Raw genomic sequence first — 21,934 nt, 5'->3', positions numbered from 1 at the left:
CTTATTTCTTTTGATAGGCAAAGAGCGGGCTGACTGGTCTTCTTTCTTGGATGCGGACAATGGCATCACCAATCAGTTCACTTGCTGTAATGTAGTGGAGGTTTTTAGGTGTTTTTTCTTTGGTATCAACAGAGTCTGTCACAAGAATTTCCCTGATAGGAGAATTATCCAGTAATTCTGCAGCTTTATCTGCAAAGAGACCATGACTGGATACGGCATAAATTTCGACTGCGCCTTCGCGGCTGACAATTTTAGACGCTTCAGAGAAAGTCCTGCCGGTATTTAAAATATCGTCAATCAGAATTGCTTTCTTGCCTTCAACATCTCCAATGATATAGCCCTCAGAGCGACCTGCCTCGTCTTCGCCATAATCAATGATTGCAATCGGGGAATCCAAATACTCAGCAAGATTGCGGGCGCGTTTGACGCCAGAGTTTTTAGGACTGACGACAACGACATTTTCACCAGTTAATCCCTTATTGCAGTAGTGTTTGGCAAAGAGTGGGATAGTGAAAAGGTTGTCGACAGGGATATCAAAGAAACCTTGGACTTGCACTGCATGAAGATCCAGAGAAATTACGCGATCTACTCCAGCACCGACCAGCATGTTGGCAACCAACTTAGCTGTGATTGGCTCACGTGGAGCAGCTGTCCGATCCTGACGAGCGTAACCAAAATAAGGCATAACAACATTGACTGTATTAGCACTGGCACGCTTGCAGGCATCCACCATAATCAAGAGCTCCATCAAGTGATTGTTGACAGGGAAACTGGTCGACTGAATGATATAAATATCATAGCCGCGAACACTTTCTTCGATATTAATCTGAATCTCGCCATCAGAGAATTGGCGGGAAGATAGTTTTCCCAAAGGAACCCCAGCAGCCTCAGCGATTTTTTCAGCTATGGAATGATTGGAGTTGAGGGAAAAAAGCTTCATATTTTTTTTATCTGACATGAGTTGGACCGTCCTCTTTTTGTCTCATTTCTATATCTAATGCTCCATGAAATTTATTTTTCAATAGGCTTTAGATTGCTACCTTTTATTTTACCAAAAAAAATAGATTATTTCAGCTATTTTGTAGTTTAGGATTTACAAGTTTTCAGAAAATCTTGCTATTTTGCTCTTGCCAGGCTTGTAGTCGATCTTGTGCTGCTTTAGGAAGTCAAGGAAATTTTCTTTTCCTTTTTCGAAATCTTCAACTTCGACTTCAAGTTCAAAGTCTGTTTTCCCAAAATAGTGGCTCTCATCCAGAGCGAGAAGGCCGATTTCGTCTTCCTTTTCATAGCGGATAGTCTCTAGAGAACCTAAAACTTTTAAGTCTTGAATGGGAAGTCCTTTTTGAATCAGGGTATCTAAAATCTCACCAGCAGGAAAGATATTATTTTGCAAAATATTTTCAGTTTCTGCTGGTGTCAGGTTCTGATTAAGTTCCAAGGCTCCGACTTCTTGAGGAATCTTAAGCGTCAGCTCAGCTTCGCGATGCTTAAAAGTTCGTACTCGAAAAGCCATGTGAGCATGACGAATACTTTTCTGGTCTGACTCGATGTAGTAGTTGGTCTGGCTAACGGCAGTGATGTCAGCAAACAACTGGAGCAAACGGTCGTGCTCTTCTTTTGTCAGCATGGTTTTGAATTCAATTTCTAAGTGAGTCATTTTCAAGTCCTTTTCTTTGCTTTTGTTTGAAAGCGATTTATGTTATAATAACAGTTGTGTTTATTTTATACAAAAAATAATGATATGACAAGGTAAGTGTATGACAATAGAATGGGAAGATTTTCTAGACCCCTATATTCAAGCGGTTGGAGAGCTGAAAATTAAGTTACGTGGGGTGCGAAAGCAATACCGCAAGCAGCAGCGTCATTCTCCGATTGAGTTTGTGACCGGGCGTGTCAAGCCGATTGAGAGCATTAAAGAAAAGATGGTTCTGCGAGGCATTCGCGAGGAAAATATCGAGCAGGAGATGCAGGATATCGCTGGCTTACGGGTCATGGTCCAGTTTGTCGATGATGTGGATGAAGTTTTAGAAGTCTTGCGAAACCGGACCGATATGCGTATTGTCCAGGAGCGAGACTACATCAAAAACAAAAAAGCCAGTGGCTATCGGAGCTACCATGTGATTGTAGAGTATCCAGTTGATACGATTAATGGTCATAGGCTTATTCTGGCTGAAATTCAGATTCGCACCCTTTCGATGAATTTTTGGGCTACGATTGAGCATTCTTTGAATTACAAGTATAAAGGAGAATTTCCCGAGGAAATCAAATGCCGCTTGGAAACCACAGCTAACCTAGCCTATCAGCTGGATGAGGAGATGGGTGCTATCCGTGACGCTATCCAGGAGGCGCAGGCCCTCTTTGACCCTCTTCACCGCAAGTTAAATGACGGTGTGGGAAATAGTGATGATACAGATGAAGAATACAGATAAAAAAATAGCGATTATCCGCAATCGGAAAAGACAGAGTGAACAAGTTTATCAAGATTTGAATCAGAAGCTGAAACAGAACGGCTTTATTTTAACTCCTAAGAATCCCGACATCGTGATTTCGGTGGGTGGTGACGGCATGTTGCTATCGGCTTTTCATATGTATGAAGAACGGCTAGACCGGGTTCGCTTTGTTGGTGTGCATACAGGCCATCTCGGCTTCTATACGGACTACCGTGATTTTGAATTGGATAAGCTGGTAGAAAATCTCAAATTAGACTCTGGTGCTCAGGTTTCATATCCAATTTTAAATGTCAAAATTACTTTTGAAAATGGTGATACACGCATCATTCGTGCTTTGAACGAAGCAACAATCAAGCGCTCGGATCGGACTATGGTAGCCGATGTCATTATCAATCGGGTTCATTTCGAGCGTTTCCGAGGAGATGGGATTTCCGTTTCTACTCCTACGGGCAGTACAGCCTATAACAAATCTTTGGGCGGAGCGGTATTGCATCCGACGATTGAAGCCTTGCAAGTAACAGAAATTGCCAGTCTCAACAATCGGGTTTATCGGACGTTGGGTTCGTCTGTCATTGTTCCCAAAAAGGATAAGATTGAGCTGGTGCCAACCCGCAGTGATTATCACACTATTGCGGTTGATAATCAGACTTTCTCTTTCAAAAATATTGTCCGTATTGAGTATCAGATTGACAATCATAAGATACATTTTGTGGCATCGCCAAGTCATACCAGCTTTTGGAATCGTGTCAGAGACTCCTTTATTGGAGAGTGCAAGGAATGAGGTTTGAGTTTATTGCCGATGAGCATGTCAAGGTGAAGACCTTTTTAAAACGGCACGAAATTTCCAAAGGCCTCTTGGCAAAGATAAAATTTTCCGGCGGAAACATTCTTGTCAACCATCAACCTCAGAACGCTATTTATCTCTTGGATATTGGCGATAGGGTGACGATTGATATCCCGTCTGAAAAGGGATTTGAGAGTCTGATGGCTGTTGATAAGGATTTGTCTATCATCTATGAAGATGAGCATTTCTTGGTTTTGGATAAGCCGGCAGGGGTAGCCAGTATTCCTAGTGTTAATCATTCCAACACTATGGCTAATTTCGTCAAGGCTTACTATATTCGTCAGGCCTATGAAAACCAGCAGGTGCATATCGTGACGCGTCTTGATAAGGATACAAGTGGTCTCATGCTCTTTGCCAAGCATGGCTATGCTCATGCCAGATTGGACAAGCAGCTGCAGAAGAAGCTGATAGAAAAGCGCTATTACGCTCTGGTTAGGGGGAGTGGTGACTTAGAAGAGCAAAGTGAGATTATTGCTCCGATTGGGCGCAACCCTGAGAGTATCATTACGAGACTCGTGACAAAGGATGGCAAGTATGCTCATACCAGCTACAAGGTCATAGAGCAGTTCGGAGATGTCTATCTGGTGGATATCCATCTTCATACTGGGCGGACTCATCAAATCCGCGTTCACTTTTCACATATTGGCTTTCCGCTTTTGGGTGATGACCTTTATGGAGGGAGTTTAGAGCACGGAATAGAGCGTCAGGCTTTACATTGTCATTCTTTGAAATTTTATAATCCTTTTAACGGACAGGAAGTTGAGCGTGCCAGTCCTTTGCCGGAAGATTTTAAACAAGTTATCGAGAAATTAAAAGCTAAATAGATAAAGGAGTGTTAAGAACCATGAAAATTTTTGACTCAATTCGTGAAGCCTTGAAGGATAAGGAAGTAAAGATTGTCTTGCCGGAGGGGGAAGAACCACGTATTCTGCAGGCGACTAAGCTATTGGTGAAAGAAACCAGTATTACACCAGTTCTTTTGGGTAATCCTGATAAAATCCGTATTTATCTAGAAATTGAAGGAATAAAAGAAGGGTATCAGGTTATTGATCCTTCAAACTGTTCCTGCTTTGAGGAAATGGTAGAAGCTTTCGTTGAGCGTCGTAAAGGGAAAATCACAGCTGATGAAGCACGCCGGTTGCTCAAGGAAGACGTCAACTACTTTGGTGTTATGTTGGTTTATCTTGGTAAAGTCCAAGGAATGGTATCTGGTGCGATTCACTCCACTGCAGCGACTGTTCGGCCGGCTCTTCAAATCATCAAGACTCTGCCTTGGGTTTCTCGCACTTCAGGAGCTTTCCTTATGGTGCGTGATGACGAACGCTATATTTTCAGTGACTGTGCTATTAATATCGATCCAGATGCCAATATTTTGGCAGAGATTGCTGTTAACTCAGCCTTAACAGCGCAGATTTTCGGTATCGATCCAAAAGTTGCTATGCTCAGCTATTCGACCAAGGGCTCTGGTTTCGGAGAGAAGGTTGATAAGGTAGTAGAGGCAACTAAGCTAGCTCGGGAAATGCGTCCAGACTTGGTTATCGATGGTGAATTGCAGTTTGATGCAGCTTTCGTTCCTGCAACAGCAGAGCTGAAAGCACCTGGCAGCCCGGTGGCTGGTCAAGCGACCGTCTTTGTCTTCCCAAGTATCGAAGCTGGGAATATCAGTTACAAAATGGCAGAGCGTTTAGGTGGCTTTTCAGCGGTAGGACCTATCCTGCAGGGACTTAACCACCCAGTTAATGACCTTTCTCGAGGCTGTAATGCGGATGATGTTTATAAGCTGACTTTGATTACAGCTAGTCAGGCAGTAGGTCATTATTAAACGATAGGAAATGATTGGAGGGCATAAGCTCTCCTATTTTTCTTGCCTTATGCTATACTAGATTTATGTTAGATTTGAAAGAATACGGAATTGAGATGTGGGAGGCATATAAAGTCGCCTCTTTTCGCGAAAAATTATTGACTTGGTATGATGAAAATAAACGTGATCTGCCTTGGCGTAGAACAAATAATCCTTATCATATATGGGTTTCTGAGATTATGTTGCAACAGACTCGGGTTGATACAGTGATTCCTTACTACGAGCGTTTTCTAGACTGGTTCCCGACTGTAGCTGACTTAGCGCAGGCGCCAGAAGATAGACTCCTCAAGGCTTGGGAAGGGTTAGGCTATTATTCGCGGGTGCGAAATATGCAAAAAGCAGCCCAGCAGATAATGACGGATTTTGCTGGAAAATTTCCTGATAGCTATGAAGAAATTGCAAGCCTCAAAGGGATTGGACCTTATACAGCTGGTGCCATTGCTAGTATCGCCTTTAGCCTAGCTGAGCCTGCGGTAGATGGCAATGTCATGCGGGTGCTTAGTCGCTTGTTTGAAGTTGATTTAGATATTGGCCAACCTAGCAATCGTAAGGTCTTTCAAGCCATGATGGAGATTCTGATTGATCCAGACAGACCCGGAGATTTCAATCAGGCACTGATGGATTTGGGGTCAGATATCGAAGCACCTGTTAATCCTCATCCAGAAGACAGTCCTGTAAAAGAGTTCAGCGCAGCTTATTTGCACGGAACAATGGATAAATATCCAATCAAAGCACCTAAAAAGAAGCCAGTTCCGGTCTATCTGCAAGGCTTGATTATCGAAAACGAACAGGGACAGTTCTTACTTGAAAAGAATGAGGCTGCTGGCTTGTTATCAGGTTTTTGGCATTTTCCCTTGATTGAAATCGAGGAATTTCAAACTGAAAATCAGATGTCCTTGTTTGAGGTGGCTGAAAATCAGCCAAGTCTGGATCTGTCTCCTCAAGAAAGCTTTGAGCAGGATTATGATTTGATTGTTGATTGGCAGCAGCAGTCCTTTTCAAAAGTGCAGCATGTTTTCAGTCATCGCAAGTGGCATATCCAGCTGGCTTATGGCCGAGTTAAAGATAGCCAGCATGCAGCTGATGGGGAGGTCATGTGGCTTCATCCAGAAGATTTTGGCAATTACCCCTTTGCCAAACCCCAGCAGAAGATGTGGGAGGCTTTTCAGGAAGCTAGAAATAAATAAAAAATCTGAGACTCATCTGGTCTCAGATTTTTTTGAATCAATTTTACAAGTTTGCAAAAGCTTTAATTTCATCCGCTGTCATAGAAGAATCACAACGAACAGATACTTGTCCGTCTTGAACATGAACGAAACCAGGAACCGTCGGAATGCTGTATTCAGAGCGGAAGGCTTGCAGTTTCTCTAATTCGCTAGCTTCTTCACTGTTGATAAAGAAAATATGCGCCTTGGTATCAGCGACCACGCCAGCGAGAGTAGCAGCGAATTTACGACAGTAGGGGCAAGTTTTGCGACCGACGAAGAAAGTTGCTGTCCCTTTGTCAGCAATCGCTTGACGAGCACGGTCAACAGTTGTAACTTCCAAGTCTTTAATATTTTGAGCAAATTGTTCCATAAATAATCCTCATTTCTTTTGATAAAACTAGTATGCCATAAAAAGCAGAAAAATGCTTGATTCGGAAACGAAAAACCAGAGAATGTGAATTTCTTTCTCTGGTTGATTGGGTGATAGTATTATTTTACTTGATAAAGGCATTAATCTCTGCTTCAATAGCAGCAATTTTTGCTTGAGCATCCTCATTGCTTTCACCGACAACAGCAATGTAGAACTTGATTTTTGGTTCTGTTCCGGATGGACGGACAGCAATCCATGAACCATCAGCCAAGGTGTATTTCAGCACATCACTTGGAGGAGTTGTCAGAGCTGTAACAGTACCATCTGAGGCAGTAGAAGTCTGAGCCTTGAAGTCTTCAGTAACAGAAATAGCAGTAGCGTTGAAATCTTTTGGACCATTGTCACGGAACTTAGCCATGATAGCCTTGATTTGCTCAGCTCCATCAACACCAGACAAGGTCACAGAGATAGTCTTTTCAGCAAAGTAACCATACTCTTTGTAGATTTCTTCAATACCGTCAGCCAGAGTCAAGCCACGTGAGCGGTAGTAGGCAGCAAGCTCAGCCACGACCAAAACAGCTTGGATAGCATCTTTATCACGTACAAATGGCTTAATCAGATAGCCGAAGCTTTCTTCAAATCCCATCATGTAGGTGTGATTGTGTTTTTCTTCGAATTCTTGAATCTTTTCAGCGATAAATTTGAAACCAGTCAAGACATTGAACATGGTTGCGCCATAACTTTCAGCAATCTTAGTCACCAAATCAGTAGAAACGATAGACTTGCAGAGAGCTGCGTTAGCTGGCAGAGTTCCAGCACTCTTATGAGCTTCCAAGATGTATTTAGCCATAATGGCTCCGATTTGGTTACCTGAAAGGTTGAGATAGCTGCCGTCTTTTTGCAGAACTTCTACACCGACACGGTCAGCATCTGGGTCAGTTGCAACCAAGACATCTGCACCAACCTTGCGGCCTAATTCTTCAGCTAAGGCAAAGGCTGCTTGGCTTTCAGGGTTTGGAGACTTAACAGTAGAGAAGTCTGGATCAGCTACAGCTTGAGCTTCAACAACTTCTACAGAATCAAATCCAGCTTGAGCCAAAGCGCGACGAGCCAACATTTCACCAGTACCATGCAGAGGAGTATAGATAATCTTCATGTCCTTGCCGTATTCATCAATCAGTTTTTGATTGATATTGACATCTTTAACTTCCTTGAGGTATTCAGCGTCAATTGCATCACCAATAACCTCAATCAGACCAGACGCTTTTTCAGCTTCAACATCAGCGACCTCAATAGCAAAAGGATTTTCAATGGCACGGATGTAGCCTGTCAATGCATCTGCATCATGCGGAGGCATTTGTCCGCCGTCTTCACCATATACCTTGTAGCCGTTAAATGGAGCAGGGTTGTGGCTGGCTGTAATCATAATACCAGCAAAAGTTCCTAAATGACGTACCGCAAATGAAAGTTCCGGAGTTGGGCGCAGACTTTCAAAGACATAGGACTTGATGCCGTGTTTAGCTAAAACAGCAGCAGATTCAAAGGCAAATTCTGGTGAGAAATGACGGGAGTCGTAAGCAATCGCAACACCGCGTTTTTTGAACTCATCACCTTTTTCTTCAATCAAGCGAGCCAAACCTTCGGTTGCCTGACGGACAACATAAATATTAATACGGTTGGTACCAGCGCCAATCAAACCACGCATACCAGCAGTACCAAACTCAAGATTGGTGTAAAAGGCATCTTCCTTAGTTTTTTCGTCCATACTATTCAAGTCTTCGCGAAGATAGTCAGGAAGTTCAGCATAATCAAGCCATTTTTTGAAGTTATCTTGATAAGTCATAGGTTGAGTCTCCTTTATTTTTGAAATGAAGAGTGGAAAATTTTAGTAAAAAATCCTGCTCTTAAATTTTCTTAATCGCTTTCATTGTAGCATATTTTCATTAATTTTGAAAGAGGTTACCTAGAAAACGATGAAATACTTTTCAAGGCATTGTTTCAAGGATTTCAAGATGGTAGAGCTGAATTGCGATCTTAAAAAAAGACCAAAGCATTGCTTGGTCCAGAAAACTAAATCATCATCATTTTTGGGCTTTTTCAAGTGCAGGAATGATAGTTGCTGTCAAAATCGCAGAAATGATTAACTCGGCAATGGAATTAGCTGATAAAATCACAGCCAGAAGTGCTTTGATATCACCTTGGTATACATTTGCAAAGAGAAAGAAAATACCGCCCAAGACGAAGATGGTATTGGTAGCAGAACCAACGGAACCTGCTACAATCAAGCCAGCCTTATTTTTCATTGCTTTATATACGAAATAAGGAGTGATACCGATGAGAATGCGAGGCACCATGGCAACAAGAAGCGAAGAGAGGCTTCCATTTGGTACAAAAGGGCTAAAGAGATAGCTAGTTGGCAGCAATACCAAGGTATTGGTGACAACGCTGATACATCCCATAAGGCCACCTAGAACAGCTCCGACTTTAGGGCCATAGAGGATACTGGCGATAATCACTGGAATGTGAATAATCGTAGGTTTAATCGGTACTGGAAGTAAGTTGAAAATGACTGAGCTGAGCAGGTGCAGTACCAACATAATGGCAAAGAAAATAGCAATTTGAGCAATTTTAGACTGTTTTTTCATAAATAAGTTCCTTTACTGTATCAATAATTGTATCAATTTCAGCTAGAGCACCTGTCCCCTGATCGCCACAGGCTAGAACAGCTTCGCGCGGTTGGATAATCTTCCATCCAAAACGCTGTAGACGCTCCAAATTGTGCTGAGTTAGTGGATTTTCAAACATCTTAGTGTTCATAGCTGGAGCCAAAACTTTCTTCGTATGAGGCGGCAGAGCCAGGGCAGTAGCAGTCACCATATTATCAGCTAAACCATTGGCTAGTTTAGCGATGGTATTAGCTGTTGCAGGCGCAAGCAGAAAGAGGTCAGACTCTTTAGCGATGTCAATGTGATTGACCTTGCTAGGGTCAGGTTCTTGCATAATATCAATTGCAACTGACCTTTGTGACAAGACTTGTAGAGTCAGCGGTGTGATAAATTCTGTCGCTGCCTCTGTCATGAGGACAGCAACTTCAAAGTTCTCTTTCTTTAGACGACTGGTGATGTCAGCAGCCTTGTAAGCTGATATGCTGCCACTGACGGCTAAGGTAATCTGTGTCATCATTTACCTCCTTATGGACTATGGATATGCAGGTAGAGGAGCTGAGCAATTTCTTCTTTGGATTGAGCCTGGGTTACAGTATCATTTCCGACAAGATAGGCTTTGTGCTCATGGTTAGAAATATCTGTCAAATCATTGGCGACAATGATTTCTGCCTGATTTTTTATGAGACTGGCTCGCGCGGTCTTGAGTAGCTCTTCCTTAGAAACATCGACCAAGAGTTTAAAGCCAATCAAGCGAATGTGCGGATTCCATTTTTTTATCAGACTGATGATTTTCGGTGTCTTTTTGAGAAAAAGAATTTGAACATCATCCTGAGAAGAAATCTTACTTTCTGAGTTATTCTTATTCAGAAATTCAGTCAAATCAGAGCTAGCTGCTACAGTTTCCAAACCAGTCATGTAGACGGGAGTGTAGTCTGAGACAGCCATTGTATGAATCAGTACATCATGTGTGTGAACGAGCGGCTCTAGGGTTTCAAGCAATTCTGCAACATTTTCAATCTGGACAATGGTAAGGTTGGGATGAGCTGCAGGGCGAACAGCTTTAGAAGTCGTCACCAGAGTCACCTGATCACCCTTATTTAGGAATGTTTCAGCTATGATTTTCCCTAGCCTGCCTGTCGAATGATTGGTAATAGAGCGGACACGGTCGATTTTCTCGCTGGTCCCGCCAGAAGTAATCAATATGTTCATAGCACTATTTTACAAGAAAAAAGAAATTTAGTAAAGTAATTCTAATTGCAGAGTGTCACAGCGGAGAAGTGACTCTAAAATCTTATAGTTTAGAGAACAAAAATTTCCAAGTTTTTTGTTTTTCCCGAACATTAAAATCTATTTAGAGCTTAATCATGTAGATTTTGCTATTTTTTGTTATAATCTTTATATTAATTGATAGAGGAGTTCTTGATGAAAACAGATATTGAAATTGCTCAAAGTGTTGAATTGCAGCCTATTGTTGATGTGGTGAAAAAAGTCGGCATCGACTATGATGATGACTTAGAACTATATGGTAAGTATAAGGCCAAGCTCAGCTTTGATAAGATTCGTGAAGTTGAAAAAAATCCTGTTGGCAAGCTGATTTTGGTAACAGCGATTAATCCGACACCAGCTGGAGAAGGTAAGTCTACTATTACTATTGGACTAGCTGATGCGCTCAACAAAATTGGCAAGAAAACTATGATTGCTATCCGCGAACCATCTCTGGGTCCAGTGATGGGGATTAAAGGAGGAGCAGCTGGCGGCGGCCACGCGCAGGTTCTACCTATGGAAGATATCAACTTGCATTTCACTGGTGACATGCATGCCATCACGACTGCTAATAATGCCCTGTCAGCTCTTATTGATAATCATTTACATCAAGGAAATGCCCTGGGAATCGATCAGCGCCGCATTATCTGGAAGCGGGTTGTTGACCTGAATGACCGAGCTCTGCGCCATGTGACTGTTGGCTTAGGAAGTCCAGTTAACGGTATTCCACGCGAAGATGGTTTTGATATTACGGTTGCTTCTGAAATTATGGCGATTCTTTGCCTAGCCACTGATATTGAAGATTTGAAAAAGCGCTTGGCTAACATTGTCATCGGTTATCGCTATGACCGTACACCAGTCTATGTCCGTGATCTTGAAGTCGAAGGTGCCTTGGCTTTGGTATTGAAAGATGCGATTAAGCCAAATCTAGTTCAGACTATTTACGGGACACCAGCTTTTGTTCATGGCGGACCGTTTGCCAATATCGCTCATGGCTGTAACTCTGTTTTGGCGACTAGCACTGCGCTGCGCTTGGCTGATTATACAGTGACTGAGGCAGGGTTTGGTGCGGACCTTGGTGCTGAAAAATTCTTGGACATTAAGACGCCAAACTTGCCAACCTCTCCAGATGCAGTAGTCATTGTTGCAACCCTTCGTGCTCTTAAGATGAATGGCGGCGTAGCTAAGGATGCACTGACAGAAGAAAATGTTGAGGCAGTCCGAGCTGGTTTTGCTAACCTTAAACGTCACGTTGAAAATATCCGTAAGTTCGGTATTCCAGCGGTAGTAGCCATCAATGAATTTGTTTCAGATACAGAGGCTGAAATTGCTACGCTTAAGGAACTTTGTGCAGAAATCGGAGTAGCGGTTGAGCTTGCTAGTGTCTGGGCTGATGGCGCTGAAGGCGGTGTGTCTCTAGCTGAGACTGTAGTCAAAACCATTAATAAAGAACCTGCTCATTACACTCGCCTCTATGACAATGATCTCTCTATTGAAGAAAAAATAGAAAAAATTGTCACAGAAATCTATCGTGGTTCGAAGGTGAACTTTGAGAAAAAAGCGCAGACTCAGATTCGCGAAATTGTCAAAAACGGCTGGGACAAGCTACCAATCTGTATGGCCAAAACACAGTATAGCTTCTCTGACAATCCTGCTGCTCTGGGGGCGCCAGAAAACTTTGAAATTACCATTCGTGAACTGGTACCAAAACTTGGAGCAGGCTTTATCGTGGCTTTGACAGGAGATGTCATGACCATGCCAGGATTGCCAAAACGTCCTGCGGCACTTAATATGGATGTTGCAGCAGACGGCACAGCGATTGGACTATTTTGATCTTGGTTTAAAAGGCTCTTTACGAGCCTTTTTTGGTATAATAGTGAAAATAATGAGAATAAAATATGGAAACAACATGAACATTAGATTTGCAACACCATCAGACGCTGCGACCTTGCTTGCTATTTACGCGCCTTATGTGGAAAATACAGCCATTACTTTTGAGTATGAAGTCCCGACCATCGAGGATTTTGCAACTAGGATTGAGAAAACATTAGAAAAATATCCTTATTTGGTAGCGGAAGAAGATAGTTTAATTTTAGGTTATGCCTATGCTTCGACTTATTATGCGCGTGCTGCCTATGATTGGGCGGTGGAATTGTCCGTCTATGTCAGTCAAGGTGCTAGAGGAAAAGGAGTCGGCAGTAAGCTTTATGATGAACTTGAAGACCTGTTAGATCAGATGGGATATATGCATTTTCTAGCCTGTATTTCTCTGCCAAATGAAGCTAGCCTGGCTTTGCATCTAAAAAGAGGTTACCAGCAGGTGGCACATTTCCCCAAAATTGGCTATAAATTCGAGCGTTGGCATGACATTGTTTGGTTGCAAAAATCCTTAGACAAGCAAGCTGGACCAATTAAACTTTTAAAAGAAATGGAGTGGAAATGATGAAAAAGAAACATTTATTAATAACTCTTCTAAGCATTACCCTTTTGACCTTGACCGGCTGTCAGTCCGTTGAAAATTGGTTCAAAAATGCCAAAGAGGAATGGTTGGGGTTGGAGATGACGGTTCGCACCTATGATGAAAATTCCCAGCTCATCGACCAGATGTCGGGCAAGTCTCTATCCATCTCGCGTAACGAGGAATTTGACTCAGTTGATGAGGAAGGAAATTCTAGAGAAGATTCTTCTGTGCTCAAAATCACCTTGGGTAAGTATGAGATTGACCATGTGGGCTCTTCCTTGATTGCAGAAGAAAAAGGCTTGAAAGATGTCTTTGCTCAGTATCAAAAGACTGCAGATGTTGAGGAAAATAGCCACTCTATTCCTGTTTTAAATCGTATGATTTCAGCTTTTAAAAACGACTTTACTGGAAAGAAAAAGGTTATTCTGATTCGCTCTCAAAACGGGACTCCTCTGGCAGCCTATGCTGGCGACCGGGTCTCTCTAGATAAATCCGATGCTCCTAAAACTTCTGAATTGCTGATTGATGGTAAGCGTCTAGTGATTTACCGCTGTGACTACACTATTTATGACCGTGAATTGCTGGAGTAAGATATGAATGTAGAGGAATTGGTAAAAGAGTTAAAAGCTTTAGCTAACCCAGATGATGCGGTGGCTATGAAAGCCTATATGAAAAATAAATTTGAGTTTCTAGGAGTCAAGACTCTAGCCAGACGGAAGCTCACAAAGGCTTTTTTCAAACAGCAGACTGACTCCGTTATTGACTGGTATTTTATAAATGAAGCTTGGGACAATCCTTATCGGGAACTGCAGTACACTGCGCTAGATTATCTGGAAAGTCGCAAGAAACTATTGACACCATCTGACTTTCCACGTTTGAAAAAGCTGGCCCAAACAAAATCTTGGTGGGATACCATTGACTTTTTGGATCGCTTGGTCGGATCAATCATTGCTCGATTTCCAGAAACCAAAGAGATTATTTTAGCTTGGAGTTGTGATGAGGATATCTGGCTGCGGCGCTTGGCCATCGATCATCAGCTGCTGCGAAAAGAAGAAACTGACACAGAACTGCTGGAGAAGATTTTAGTGAATAATCTAGGCCAAACTGAATTCTTTATTAACAAGGCCATTGGCTGGGCGCTGAGAGATTATTCCAAGACCAATCCAGACTGGGTCAGAGCTTTTATCGAACGGCATCAGACAGAAATGGCTGCACTTAGTATTCGAGAGGGAAGTAAGTATTTATAATAAAATAGGAGTTTTAAATGAATAAAAATTACAGGAATTACTTTAAAATATTTTATGTCTTTATTTTCTCTGTCATTATATCTTTAATAGTTATGTTTAGTTATCCAAAACAAAATAAAAACTATGATTCTAACGAGAGTTACGAATCAAGAGTTTATTCTTATCAGAAGCTAGGAACTTTTGGAGTTGCAGTTGATGGAGATGGTTTAGTCTTAGTCTCTGATAAATATCTTGTTACTTTTGATTATAAAATGCCAGTAAATTTTAATACCTCTTTAATAGATAATAGCAATTCAAAATATTATTTTTATATTAATAAAATTGATATAGATAAACAGAAAGACAATCACTCAAAAGTTGATTTAAGAAAGAAGGTCAAGGACTTTAATTCTAATATGGAATTAAGAATTATTGATAATTTAATCTATACCAGTAAAAAATCTGGTAAAAAGAAATACTATTTAAAACTATTCGTTCATAGTCAAGCAGATACTCAATCTGATTTTATATTTTTTGATTTATCTTCAAATAAAATATTCGAGAAAATGGACTCTGATGAACATTTTGTTTTTAATCCTTCAGTAAATTATGCGGAAGATATAAGCAACAATATTATAATGAACTTTATCACCAGTAAGGAAGAAACAACACAAGAAAATTTGGATGATATTGTTTCTGCAACAAAGTTAGAGATTGATAAAAATGAGAATATAAAGTTGTTTTCTGAATATCCTGATTTATCAGTTTTCAAAAACAAAATTTCTAGTAATTATCTTATTTTCTATCCTTACCCTGAAGTGTCTTATTCAGAAGAAAAGACTATAAAATTTTATAATGAGCTGATAGAATCTGGAAAAGCCTCTTTTTTTCAAGATGCTGAGTTTGTGAAACATGACGGTGAAAGAAGTAAAATCAATAGTTACGAAGAATACAAAATTTATAAGAATCAAAAAAACGAATAAATCATCGATAAGGAGACTGCATTTGTGAAGAAAATCCGAAAAATTCTAGTCAATAAATTTTTCAACAAGAATATGCTTGTATTGTACAAATGGTTTTTTGTTGTCACCACAGGTACATACTGCGGAAGTTCCATATATTTTTCTGTTAATATTGATGTTAATGAAAACGAGATATTTTCAACAGGACATAGTTATGTAAGACGAGTCTCTAAAGATATGGTGATGACAGATGCAAGCTATTTGAATCAGGAATATGTAGCTGATCGAGAATACAATTATGGTAAAGTTGATTATCCTCTGAAAACAAAAGAAGATATTCAAAAGAATAAAGATATTTTAAGAATATTTTCTATTGATAATCCCTATAGAATATATAAAACATTTGATCTGATTCAAATCGCTAGTCAAAAGAACCCTTATTATAGAACGGAAATTAATCACTCTAGACCATTATCATTAAATACTGATAAAAAGACAGGGCATACCATTGTTGTTTTCAATGTTAAACATATTCTAAATGAATATAGTCGAGATTTATACCTTGATATTGAAACAGAAAAACTGGTTAATTATGCAGAATTGTCCTTGTATGAGCCAGTCGATATAGGAACAGTGAAAAATTCATCTCACTCTTTAATCGAAAAATCTTATATTAATAAGTCACTTTTCTTGTTTTACAGCTTAGACAAACAAAACCTCTTTTATTTAAAAGTGAAGAAAAGATCCCCGCTTTCAGAATTTAGTGTTCTAAATCAAATTTCTAAAGACAAAATATATAATCATTTGCCGTCAAGGTTTTGGAAAGACCTACTTAGGGAAAGCAATGGGCTCTATATTTTTGATACGGAAAAGGCTATTGAGTTTGCTAAAGCAATAGAGGAATCGGATTAATGACTTGACATCAAGCAAAAGAACGTGTTAGAATGTTTTTTGTGCGATGAGTCGATATGCAGATTTTCTGCAAATTGAAGCATGGGAGGTCATAACGCAGGAGCGGACTTTGATCAGTTGTGTGAACCTGCTGATCACACGAAAGTGCCCTTATCCCCAGTCTACGGATTGGGGATTTTTCTATGTCTCTTAGAGAGGCGAGATTGTTTGTCTCAGCCGAGCTTAGAGACATTGATGCTGAGACGGTTGGCGTCGTGAGTGCTATTGCTCTTGATGAAACAATTTCGCAGAAGGAAGTTGAGTCGTAGAGCAATGGATGCAGTTTTGTTCGTGAGAACAAAATCTGTAAACCTTGAAACTTCTCTTAGATAGGCAAGATTGTTTGTCTCAGCCGAGCTTAGAGACATTGATGCTGAGACGGTTGGTGTCGTGAGTGCTATTGCTCTTGACGAAACGAGTCCACAGGAAGAAGTTGAGTCGTAGAGTAATGGTGTGTATTTTATCAAAATATCGCACTTATGTTCTTCAGAACTATTTGCATTTTTCCCTAAAAATAGTATAATACTAACAATACAAAATTTTTTGAAAATTCAGAGAGGTTATCGCATGGGATATACAGTTGCTGTAGTAGGTGCCACTGGTGCCGTTGGATCTCAAATGATTAAAATGCTGGAAGAATCTAGCCTTCCAATTGATAAAATACGCTATCTGGCGTCTGCTCGTTCAGCTGGTAAAGTTCTCCAGTTCAAAGGGCAAGATATTACTATTGAAGAGACGACTGAGACAGCTTTTGAAGGTGTAGATATTGCTCTCTTTTCAGCTGGTGGTTCTACCTCAGCAAAATTCGCTCCTTACGCAGTCAAAGCTGGAGCAGTAGTGGTCGATAACACCTCTTATTTCCGTCAAAATCCTGATGTTCCTCTGGTTGTTCCAGAAGTCAACGCCCATGCCTTAGATCAGCACAAGGGAATTATCGCTTGCCCTAACTGCTCGACAATTCAGATGATGGTGGCTTTGGAGCCTGTTCGTCAGCAATGGGGGCTGGAGCGTATCATTGTGTCTACTTATCAAGCTGTTTCTGGTGCAGGTATGGGAGCCATTCTTGAAACCCAAGCTCAATTACGTTCTGTTCTCAATGATGGTGTAAATCCTAAGGACGCGGAAGCCAATATCCTGCCGTGTGGCGGTGATAAGAAGCATTATCCTATTGCCTTTAATGCCTTACCTCAGATTGATGTCTTTACAGATAACGACTACACTTATGAAGAGATGAAGATGACTAAGGAAACTAAGAAAATCATGGAAGATGATTCTATTGCTGTTTCTGCGACTTGTGTCCGTCTTCCAATCTTGTCTGCTCACTCAGAGTCTGTTTACATCGAGACTAAGGAAGTAGCACCTATTGACCAGGTAAAAGCAGCAATCGCAGCTTTCCCAGGTGCTATTTTGGAGGATGATGTAGCTCATCAGGTTTATCCGCAAGCAATCAATGCGGTTGGCAAGAAAGAAACCTTTGTTGGCCGGATTCGTAAGGATCTTGATGCAGAAAAAGGAATCCATATGTGGGTGGTTTCAGACAATCTTCTTAAGGGAGCAGCTTGGAATTCTGTTCAAATCGCAGAGACACTGCATGAGCGTGGTTTAGTTCGTCCGACAGCAGAAGTTGTTTTTGAATTAAAATAAAGTGACCAAGGAAACTTGACAGCACAGGGTTGAATAATCGTTCTTTCAACCCTCTTTTCGTATAATAAAGAGAGGTAAGTTTATGGCGTATGCGGATCTGAAAAACTGTAAAATCATCACAGCTTTTATTACTCCTTTTCATGAAGATGGCTCCATCAATTTTGAAGCTATTCCAGATTTGATTGAGCACCTTTTGGCGCATCATACGGATGGGATTTTGCTGGCTGGAACAACTGCTGAAAGTCCAACTCTGACTCACGATGAAGAGTTGGAGTTATTTGCGGCAGTTCAAAAGGTTGTTAAAGGACGTGTCCCTTTGATAGCTGGTGTTGGTACCAATGAAACGCGCGACTCCATCGAATTCGTCAAAGAAGTAGATGAATTTGGTGGGTTTGCTGCTGGTTTAGCCATTGTACCCTATTACAATAAACCTTCTCAAGAAGGCATGTATCAGCATTTTAAAGCCATTGCGGATGCTTCAAACCTGCCGATCATTATCTACAATATACCTGGCCGGGTTGTTGTTGAGATGACGCCTGAGACTATGCTGAGGTTGGCTGAACATCCAAATATTATCGGCGTTAAAGAATGTACCAGTCTGGCAAATATGGCCTATCTGATTGAGCATCGTCCAGAGGAGTTTCTGATTTACACTGGTGAGGATGGCGATGCCTTTCATGCTATGAATCTGGGGGCTGATGGAGTTATCTCAGTTGCTTCTCACACAAACGGTGATGAAATGTTTGAAATGCTGGATGCTATTGAGCACAATGACATCAAAAAAGCAGCAGCTATTCAACGAAAATTCATCCCTAAAGTCAATGCCCTTTTCTCTTACCCAAGCCCTGCCCCTGTCAAGGCAGTCCTTAATTACTTAGGATTTGCAGCTGGTCCAACCCGCTTACCTCTTGTGCCTGCACCTGAAGAAGATGCCAAACGCATTATCAAGGTCGTGGTTGATGGCGACTACCAAGCAACCAGAGAGACGGTTAAAGGTGTCCTGAGACCAGATTATTGATTGATAAAATTGAAAGAAATATTTCTAGAAAGGATTGCCCGGAGCAGTCCTTTTTTATATGCTCTTTTAATGCTAAAGAAAAAAGGAAGCATCCTTTGAAAAATATTGGAAAAAATTATATAATGTTAAGGTATGGTCTGACTTTGAGATTTCTTTTTGAGCAGTCTATAGACAACTGGACTGACAGCAGTCATGTTAGAGACTTACATTAGATTAGAAATATATAATATAAAAGGAGTTTTTTATGCAAGTTATTAAACGGAGTGGTGAGGTTGTAGAATTTGACCCAGATAAAATTTATCAAGCAGTTTTAAAGGCAGCACAGACTGTCTATGTGTTGACAGATGATTTGCGTCAGAATTTAGCGCAGGTTACAAAGAAAGTGGTTCTGGATTTGGAAGAAGCTAAGGTTGAGCGTGCGACGATTAGCATGATTCAGTCCATGGTTGAAAGCCGCCTCTTGGGTGCAGGTTATATTACCATTGCTGAGCATTATATCTCCTATCGCTTGCAGCGCGATTTAGAGCGCAACGGCTATGGAGATCATATCGCTGTGCATCTGCATTTTGAACAAGTGAGATAAAGTTAAAAAGCCTGCTAGGGCTTTTTTTGCTATTGAGGTAGAGAGTATCACTTTAGCATTCATCCGCTTAAATTTTAGAAATATGTTAAAATAGTTAAAGATATAAAATTTTATCAATGATATTCGTTGAAAGGATAAATTATGGCAACGATTCAATGGTTTCCGGGTCATATGTCTAAGGCACGGAGACAGGTACAGGAAAATATTAAGTTTGTTGATTTTGTGACGATATTGGTTGATGCGAGACTTCCTTTATCTAGTCAGAATCCTATGCTGACTAAGATTGTGGGGGATAAGCCCAAGCTTTTGATTTTAAACAAGGCTGATTTGGCAGACCCTGTTCGTATCAAGGAATGGCAGAGCTATTTTGAAAGCCAGGAGATTCCGACTTTATCTATTAATTCCAAAGAGCAATCTGCTGTAAAAAAAGTGACAGATGCAGCTAAAAAGCTTATGGCTGACAAATTGGCGCGTCAGAAAGAGAGAGGAATTCGCATCGAAACCCTGCGTACCATGATAATCGGTATTCCCAATGCTGGCAAATCAACCCTCATGAATCGCTTAGCTGGTAAGAAAATCGCTGTTGTAGGGAATAAGCCAGGTGTGACCAAGGGTCAGCAATGGCTCAAATCAAATAAAGACTTGGAAATCTTGGATACACCAGGGATTCTCTGGCCAAAGTTTGAAGATGAGACGGTTGCTCTCAAGCTTGCTCTGACTGGTGCTATTAAGGATAATCTGTTGCCTATGGATGAGGTGACGATTTTTGGTCTCAATTACTTTAAGAAACATTATCCTGAGGAGCTGATAGCACGCTTCAAGCAGCTGGATCTAAGTCAGGAAGCACCTGATATGATTATGGATATGACTCAAAAACTCGGTTTCCGCGATGACTATGACCGTTTTTACAGCCTTTTTGTCAAAGATGTCCGCGATGGCAAGTTAGGTCGTTATTGCTTGGACACGGTTGGAGAACTAGATGGCAACGATTAAAGAAATCCAGCAACGTTTAGAGTTAGTGACTGATTTGGCTGATCCTTTTCTGGCAGAAGCGGCTAATGACCAGCGGAGCGGAGTTCAAAAGGCGATTGAAAAACGTAAAAGAGCCATTCAGGCGGAGTTAGACGAGGATTTACGTCTGGAGCAGATGTTACGGTATGAAAAAGAGCTTTATAAAGCTGACTACCAGGCAATTGCTGGGATTGATGAAGTCGGTCGTGGGCCTCTAGCTGGACCAGTTGTCGCTGCAGCTGTCATCTTACCACCAGAATGTAAAATTAAGGGGCTCAACGATAGTAAAAAAATTCCCAAGAAAAAACATCAAGAAATCTATCAGGCAGTTCTTGATAAAGCTTTGGCAGTCGGTGTTGGCCTGATGGACAGTGAGATCATTGATCAAGTCAATATCTACGAAGCGACCAAGCTTGCTATGAAAGAGGCTTTGTCTAAGCTTTCTCTCAAGCCCGATTATCTGCTGATTGATGCCATGAAACTGGATGTTGATATCCCGCAAGAGTCCATCATCAAAGGCGATGCCAATTCTCTGTCTATCGCAGCAGCTAGTATTATAGCTAAGGTTACTCGGGATAAGCTGATGGCAGACTACGACAAGGAATATCTGGGCTATGATTTTGCGCAAAATGCCGGTTATGGCACTAAGAGCCATTTGCAGGGATTGGAAAGAAAGGGCGTAACCCCTATCCATCGCAAGACATTTGAACCCGTAAAATCAATGTGTGAATAAACATGAAAAGGAGGATGCCATGCAAAGCGAATACGAAAAAATGATTGCTGGAGAGATTTACCGACCACAAGATGAAGATTTAAGAAAAATTAGAGCCCGATCCAAAGAATTTCAATATCGTTTTAACCAAGAGCAAGACAGCGACAAGAGAAGTGCTATTATCAAAGAATGGTTTGGCAGCACAGGGGAGAATCTTGCTATGAAGCCAGATTTGGTTTGCGACTACGGAATTAACATTCATTTAGGAGAAAATTTTTGTTCTAACTGGAACCTAACTATGCTGGACGTTTGCCCGATTCGCATCGGAGACAATGCTATGCTTGGTCCAAATTGCCAGTTTCTGACACCTCTTCATCCACTTGATCCAGTGGAAAGAAATTCCGGTATTGAGTACGGAGCACCAATCACTATTGGTGATAATTTCTGGGCTGGCGGCGGTGTGACGATTCTGCCAGGCGTGACACTAGGAGATAATGTGGTAGTCGGAGCAGGAGCGGTTGTGACCAAGTCTTTTGGCGACAATGTAGTCTTGGCTGGCAATCCTGCTAAAATTATTAAGAAAATTTCTATTCATAAAGAATAAAAGATGTGTTAAAGGCAATATCCAAGAAAACCAGCTATTGACAACATCAAATTCAATAAAATCGTAAAGAAGGAACTGTACTGCAGTTCTTTTTTTGAAC

General features: G+C 41.0%; 25 protein-coding genes. 18 read left to right on the top strand and 7 right to left on the bottom strand.

Going from position 1 to position 21,934, the window contains the following annotated elements; genetic code table 11:
* Position 1: 1 nt before the first annotated feature.
* Both SSV_RS05520 and SSV_RS05515 read right to left on the bottom strand, forming a co-directional pair.
* On the bottom strand, positions 2 to 958 hold the full coding sequence (locus tag SSV_RS05520) for a ribose-phosphate diphosphokinase (RefSeq protein ID WP_072074005.1): 957 nt from the start codon (positions 956 to 958) through the stop codon (positions 2 to 4).
* A gap of 135 nt (positions 959 to 1,093) precedes the next feature.
* Entirely contained in the window at positions 1,094 to 1,657 is a 564-nt protein-coding gene (locus SSV_RS05515) for a CYTH domain-containing protein (RefSeq protein ID WP_304362496.1), read from the bottom strand.
* A gap of 100 nt (positions 1,658 to 1,757) precedes the next feature.
* On the opposite strand from SSV_RS05515, the gene SSV_RS05510 reads away from it, so the two are divergent.
* From SSV_RS05510 to mutY, 5 genes are all read left to right on the top strand, one after another.
* On the top strand, positions 1,758 to 2,429 hold the full coding sequence (locus tag SSV_RS05510) for a GTP diphosphokinase (RefSeq protein ID WP_072074003.1): 672 nt from the start codon (positions 1,758 to 1,760) through the stop codon (positions 2,427 to 2,429).
* Positions 2,404 to 3,231: an NAD kinase gene (locus tag SSV_RS05505; protein ID WP_176693566.1), complete on the top strand. Its 828-nt coding sequence runs from the start codon at positions 2,404 to 2,406 to the stop codon at positions 3,229 to 3,231. Before SSV_RS05510 ends, SSV_RS05505 begins: the two co-directional genes overlap by 26 nt.
* A complete protein-coding gene (locus SSV_RS05500; RefSeq protein WP_072074001.1) occupies positions 3,228 to 4,118 on the top strand; it encodes an RluA family pseudouridine synthase in 891 nt (296 codons plus the stop codon). Before SSV_RS05505 ends, SSV_RS05500 begins: the two co-directional genes overlap by 4 nt.
* A 20-nt stretch (positions 4,119 to 4,138) precedes the next feature.
* Entirely contained in the window at positions 4,139 to 5,116 is a 978-nt protein-coding gene (pta, locus tag SSV_RS05495; protein ID WP_072074000.1) for a phosphate acetyltransferase, read from the top strand.
* A 65-nt stretch (positions 5,117 to 5,181) separates the two neighbouring features.
* Complete coding sequence (gene mutY, locus SSV_RS05490) at positions 5,182 to 6,342, top strand: A/G-specific adenine glycosylase (protein ID WP_072074919.1); 1,161 nt, start codon at positions 5,182 to 5,184, stop codon at positions 6,340 to 6,342.
* A gap of 43 nt (positions 6,343 to 6,385) precedes the next feature.
* Here the strand turns inward: mutY and SSV_RS05485 are convergent, their stop codons facing one another.
* The 5 genes from SSV_RS05485 to SSV_RS05465 all read right to left on the bottom strand — a co-directional run bounded on the left by SSV_RS05485 (position 6,386) and on the right by SSV_RS05465 (position 10,608).
* Positions 6,386 to 6,733 carry a DUF6568 family protein gene (locus SSV_RS05485; protein WP_072073999.1) on the bottom strand — a complete coding sequence of 116 codons (348 nt, stop codon included), beginning with the start codon at positions 6,731 to 6,733 and terminating at the stop codon, positions 6,386 to 6,388.
* Positions 6,734 to 6,857: 124 nt separating this feature from the next.
* Entirely contained in the window at positions 6,858 to 8,576 is a 1,719-nt protein-coding gene (locus SSV_RS05480) for a phospho-sugar mutase (RefSeq protein WP_072073998.1), read from the bottom strand.
* Between the two features lie 238 nt (positions 8,577 to 8,814).
* On the bottom strand, positions 8,815 to 9,378 hold the full coding sequence (locus tag SSV_RS05475) for an ECF transporter S component (RefSeq protein WP_072073997.1): 564 nt from the start codon (positions 9,376 to 9,378) through the stop codon (positions 8,815 to 8,817).
* Complete coding sequence (coaC, locus tag SSV_RS05470) at positions 9,362 to 9,913, bottom strand: phosphopantothenoylcysteine decarboxylase (protein WP_032906563.1); 552 nt, start codon at positions 9,911 to 9,913, stop codon at positions 9,362 to 9,364. The genes SSV_RS05475 and coaC overlap by 17 nt, the downstream gene beginning before the upstream one ends.
* A gap of 11 nt (positions 9,914 to 9,924) precedes the next feature.
* Entirely contained in the window at positions 9,925 to 10,608 is a 684-nt protein-coding gene (locus SSV_RS05465; RefSeq protein WP_072073996.1) for a phosphopantothenate--cysteine ligase, read from the bottom strand.
* Between the two features lie 213 nt (positions 10,609 to 10,821).
* Between SSV_RS05465 and SSV_RS05460 the strand changes: the two genes are divergently transcribed.
* The 13 genes from SSV_RS05460 (at position 10,822) to SSV_RS05395 (ending at position 21,834) form a co-directional block, all read left to right on the top strand.
* Positions 10,822 to 12,495, top strand: coding sequence for a formate--tetrahydrofolate ligase (locus SSV_RS05460; RefSeq protein ID WP_072073995.1), 1,674 nt, complete (start codon positions 10,822 to 10,824; stop codon positions 12,493 to 12,495).
* 76 nt (positions 12,496 to 12,571) lie between these two features.
* On the top strand, positions 12,572 to 13,105 hold the full coding sequence (locus SSV_RS05455; protein WP_255297041.1) for a GNAT family N-acetyltransferase: 534 nt from the start codon (positions 12,572 to 12,574) through the stop codon (positions 13,103 to 13,105).
* Positions 13,102 to 13,713 (top strand): DUF5052 family protein, encoded by a 612-nt coding sequence (locus SSV_RS05450; protein WP_072073993.1) that lies wholly within the window; start codon positions 13,102 to 13,104, stop codon positions 13,711 to 13,713. The genes SSV_RS05455 and SSV_RS05450 overlap by 4 nt, the downstream gene beginning before the upstream one ends.
* A 3-nt stretch (positions 13,714 to 13,716) precedes the next feature.
* Complete coding sequence (locus tag SSV_RS05445; RefSeq protein ID WP_072073992.1) at positions 13,717 to 14,370, top strand: DNA alkylation repair protein; 654 nt, start codon at positions 13,717 to 13,719, stop codon at positions 14,368 to 14,370.
* 17 nt (positions 14,371 to 14,387) lie between these two features.
* Positions 14,388 to 15,332 carry a hypothetical protein gene (locus SSV_RS05440; RefSeq protein WP_072073991.1) on the top strand — a complete coding sequence of 315 codons (945 nt, stop codon included), beginning with the start codon at positions 14,388 to 14,390 and terminating at the stop codon, positions 15,330 to 15,332.
* Between the two features lie 24 nt (positions 15,333 to 15,356).
* Positions 15,357 to 16,223, top strand: a complete 867-nt coding sequence (locus SSV_RS05435) for a hypothetical protein (RefSeq protein ID WP_072073990.1) — start codon at positions 15,357 to 15,359, stop codon at positions 16,221 to 16,223.
* A gap of 182 nt (positions 16,224 to 16,405) precedes the next feature.
* Positions 16,406 to 16,531, top strand: coding sequence for a hypothetical protein (locus SSV_RS12225; protein WP_255297040.1), 126 nt, complete (start codon positions 16,406 to 16,408; stop codon positions 16,529 to 16,531).
* A 298-nt stretch (positions 16,532 to 16,829) separates the two neighbouring features.
* Entirely contained in the window at positions 16,830 to 17,906 is a 1,077-nt protein-coding gene (locus SSV_RS05420) for an aspartate-semialdehyde dehydrogenase (protein WP_072073989.1), read from the top strand.
* An 82-nt stretch (positions 17,907 to 17,988) separates the two neighbouring features.
* On the top strand, positions 17,989 to 18,924 hold the full coding sequence (gene dapA, locus SSV_RS05415; RefSeq protein WP_072073988.1) for a 4-hydroxy-tetrahydrodipicolinate synthase: 936 nt from the start codon (positions 17,989 to 17,991) through the stop codon (positions 18,922 to 18,924).
* Positions 18,925 to 19,168: 244 nt separating this feature from the next.
* Positions 19,169 to 19,507, top strand: coding sequence for an ATP cone domain-containing protein (locus SSV_RS05410; protein ID WP_002895476.1), 339 nt, complete (start codon positions 19,169 to 19,171; stop codon positions 19,505 to 19,507).
* A 141-nt stretch (positions 19,508 to 19,648) separates the two neighbouring features.
* Positions 19,649 to 20,500 carry a ribosome biogenesis GTPase YlqF gene (gene ylqF, locus SSV_RS05405; protein WP_011836977.1) on the top strand — a complete coding sequence of 284 codons (852 nt, stop codon included), beginning with the start codon at positions 19,649 to 19,651 and terminating at the stop codon, positions 20,498 to 20,500.
* Positions 20,487 to 21,251: a ribonuclease HII gene (locus SSV_RS05400; RefSeq protein WP_072073987.1), complete on the top strand. Its 765-nt coding sequence runs from the start codon at positions 20,487 to 20,489 to the stop codon at positions 21,249 to 21,251. The genes ylqF and SSV_RS05400 overlap by 14 nt, the downstream gene beginning before the upstream one ends.
* Before the next feature lie 19 nt (positions 21,252 to 21,270).
* Positions 21,271 to 21,834, top strand: a complete 564-nt coding sequence (locus SSV_RS05395; protein ID WP_072073986.1) for a sugar O-acetyltransferase — start codon at positions 21,271 to 21,273, stop codon at positions 21,832 to 21,834.
* Positions 21,835 to 21,934: the final 100 nt, after the last annotated feature.

It is taken from the genome of Streptococcus sanguinis (assembly GCF_001078705.1).
GTDB classification, from domain to species: Bacteria; Bacillota; Bacilli; order Lactobacillales; family Streptococcaceae; genus Streptococcus; species Streptococcus sanguinis_D.
Note: the sequence above shows the minus strand (reverse complement) of the source record. Positions and strands in the feature narration are given on the sequence as shown.

Coding starts and splice junctions, on each gene's coding strand:
- SSV_RS05520 (WP_072074005.1), bottom strand. CDS start 958: ATGTCAGATAAAAAAAATATGAAGCTTTTTTCCCTCAACTCCAATCAT.
- SSV_RS05515 (WP_304362496.1), bottom strand. CDS start 1,657: ATGACTCACTTAGAAATTGAATTCAAAACCATGCTGACAAAAGAAGAG.
- SSV_RS05510 (WP_072074003.1), top strand. CDS start 1,758: ATGACAATAGAATGGGAAGATTTTCTAGACCCCTATATTCAAGCGGTT.
- SSV_RS05505 (WP_176693566.1), top strand. CDS start 2,404: ATGATACAGATGAAGAATACAGATAAAAAAATAGCGATTATCCGCAAT.
- SSV_RS05500 (WP_072074001.1), top strand. CDS start 3,228: ATGAGGTTTGAGTTTATTGCCGATGAGCATGTCAAGGTGAAGACCTTT.
- pta (WP_072074000.1), top strand. CDS start 4,139: ATGAAAATTTTTGACTCAATTCGTGAAGCCTTGAAGGATAAGGAAGTA.
- mutY (WP_072074919.1), top strand. CDS start 5,182: ATGTTAGATTTGAAAGAATACGGAATTGAGATGTGGGAGGCATATAAA.
- SSV_RS05485 (WP_072073999.1), bottom strand. CDS start 6,733: ATGGAACAATTTGCTCAAAATATTAAAGACTTGGAAGTTACAACTGTT.
- SSV_RS05480 (WP_072073998.1), bottom strand. CDS start 8,576: ATGACTTATCAAGATAACTTCAAAAAATGGCTTGATTATGCTGAACTT.
- SSV_RS05475 (WP_072073997.1), bottom strand. CDS start 9,378: ATGAAAAAACAGTCTAAAATTGCTCAAATTGCTATTTTCTTTGCCATT.
- coaC (WP_032906563.1), bottom strand. CDS start 9,913: ATGACACAGATTACCTTAGCCGTCAGTGGCAGCATATCAGCTTACAAG.
- SSV_RS05465 (WP_072073996.1), bottom strand. CDS start 10,608: ATGAACATATTGATTACTTCTGGCGGGACCAGCGAGAAAATCGACCGT.
- SSV_RS05460 (WP_072073995.1), top strand. CDS start 10,822: ATGAAAACAGATATTGAAATTGCTCAAAGTGTTGAATTGCAGCCTATT.
- SSV_RS05455 (WP_255297041.1), top strand. CDS start 12,572: ATGAACATTAGATTTGCAACACCATCAGACGCTGCGACCTTGCTTGCT.
- SSV_RS05450 (WP_072073993.1), top strand. CDS start 13,102: ATGATGAAAAAGAAACATTTATTAATAACTCTTCTAAGCATTACCCTT.
- SSV_RS05445 (WP_072073992.1), top strand. CDS start 13,717: ATGAATGTAGAGGAATTGGTAAAAGAGTTAAAAGCTTTAGCTAACCCA.
- SSV_RS05440 (WP_072073991.1), top strand. CDS start 14,388: ATGAATAAAAATTACAGGAATTACTTTAAAATATTTTATGTCTTTATT.
- SSV_RS12225 (WP_255297040.1), top strand. CDS start 16,406: ATGTCTCTTAGAGAGGCGAGATTGTTTGTCTCAGCCGAGCTTAGAGAC.
- SSV_RS05420 (WP_072073989.1), top strand. CDS start 16,830: ATGGGATATACAGTTGCTGTAGTAGGTGCCACTGGTGCCGTTGGATCT.
- dapA (WP_072073988.1), top strand. CDS start 17,989: ATGGCGTATGCGGATCTGAAAAACTGTAAAATCATCACAGCTTTTATT.
- SSV_RS05410 (WP_002895476.1), top strand. CDS start 19,169: ATGCAAGTTATTAAACGGAGTGGTGAGGTTGTAGAATTTGACCCAGAT.
- ylqF (WP_011836977.1), top strand. CDS start 19,649: ATGGCAACGATTCAATGGTTTCCGGGTCATATGTCTAAGGCACGGAGA.
- SSV_RS05400 (WP_072073987.1), top strand. CDS start 20,487: ATGGCAACGATTAAAGAAATCCAGCAACGTTTAGAGTTAGTGACTGAT.
- SSV_RS05395 (WP_072073986.1), top strand. CDS start 21,271: ATGCAAAGCGAATACGAAAAAATGATTGCTGGAGAGATTTACCGACCA.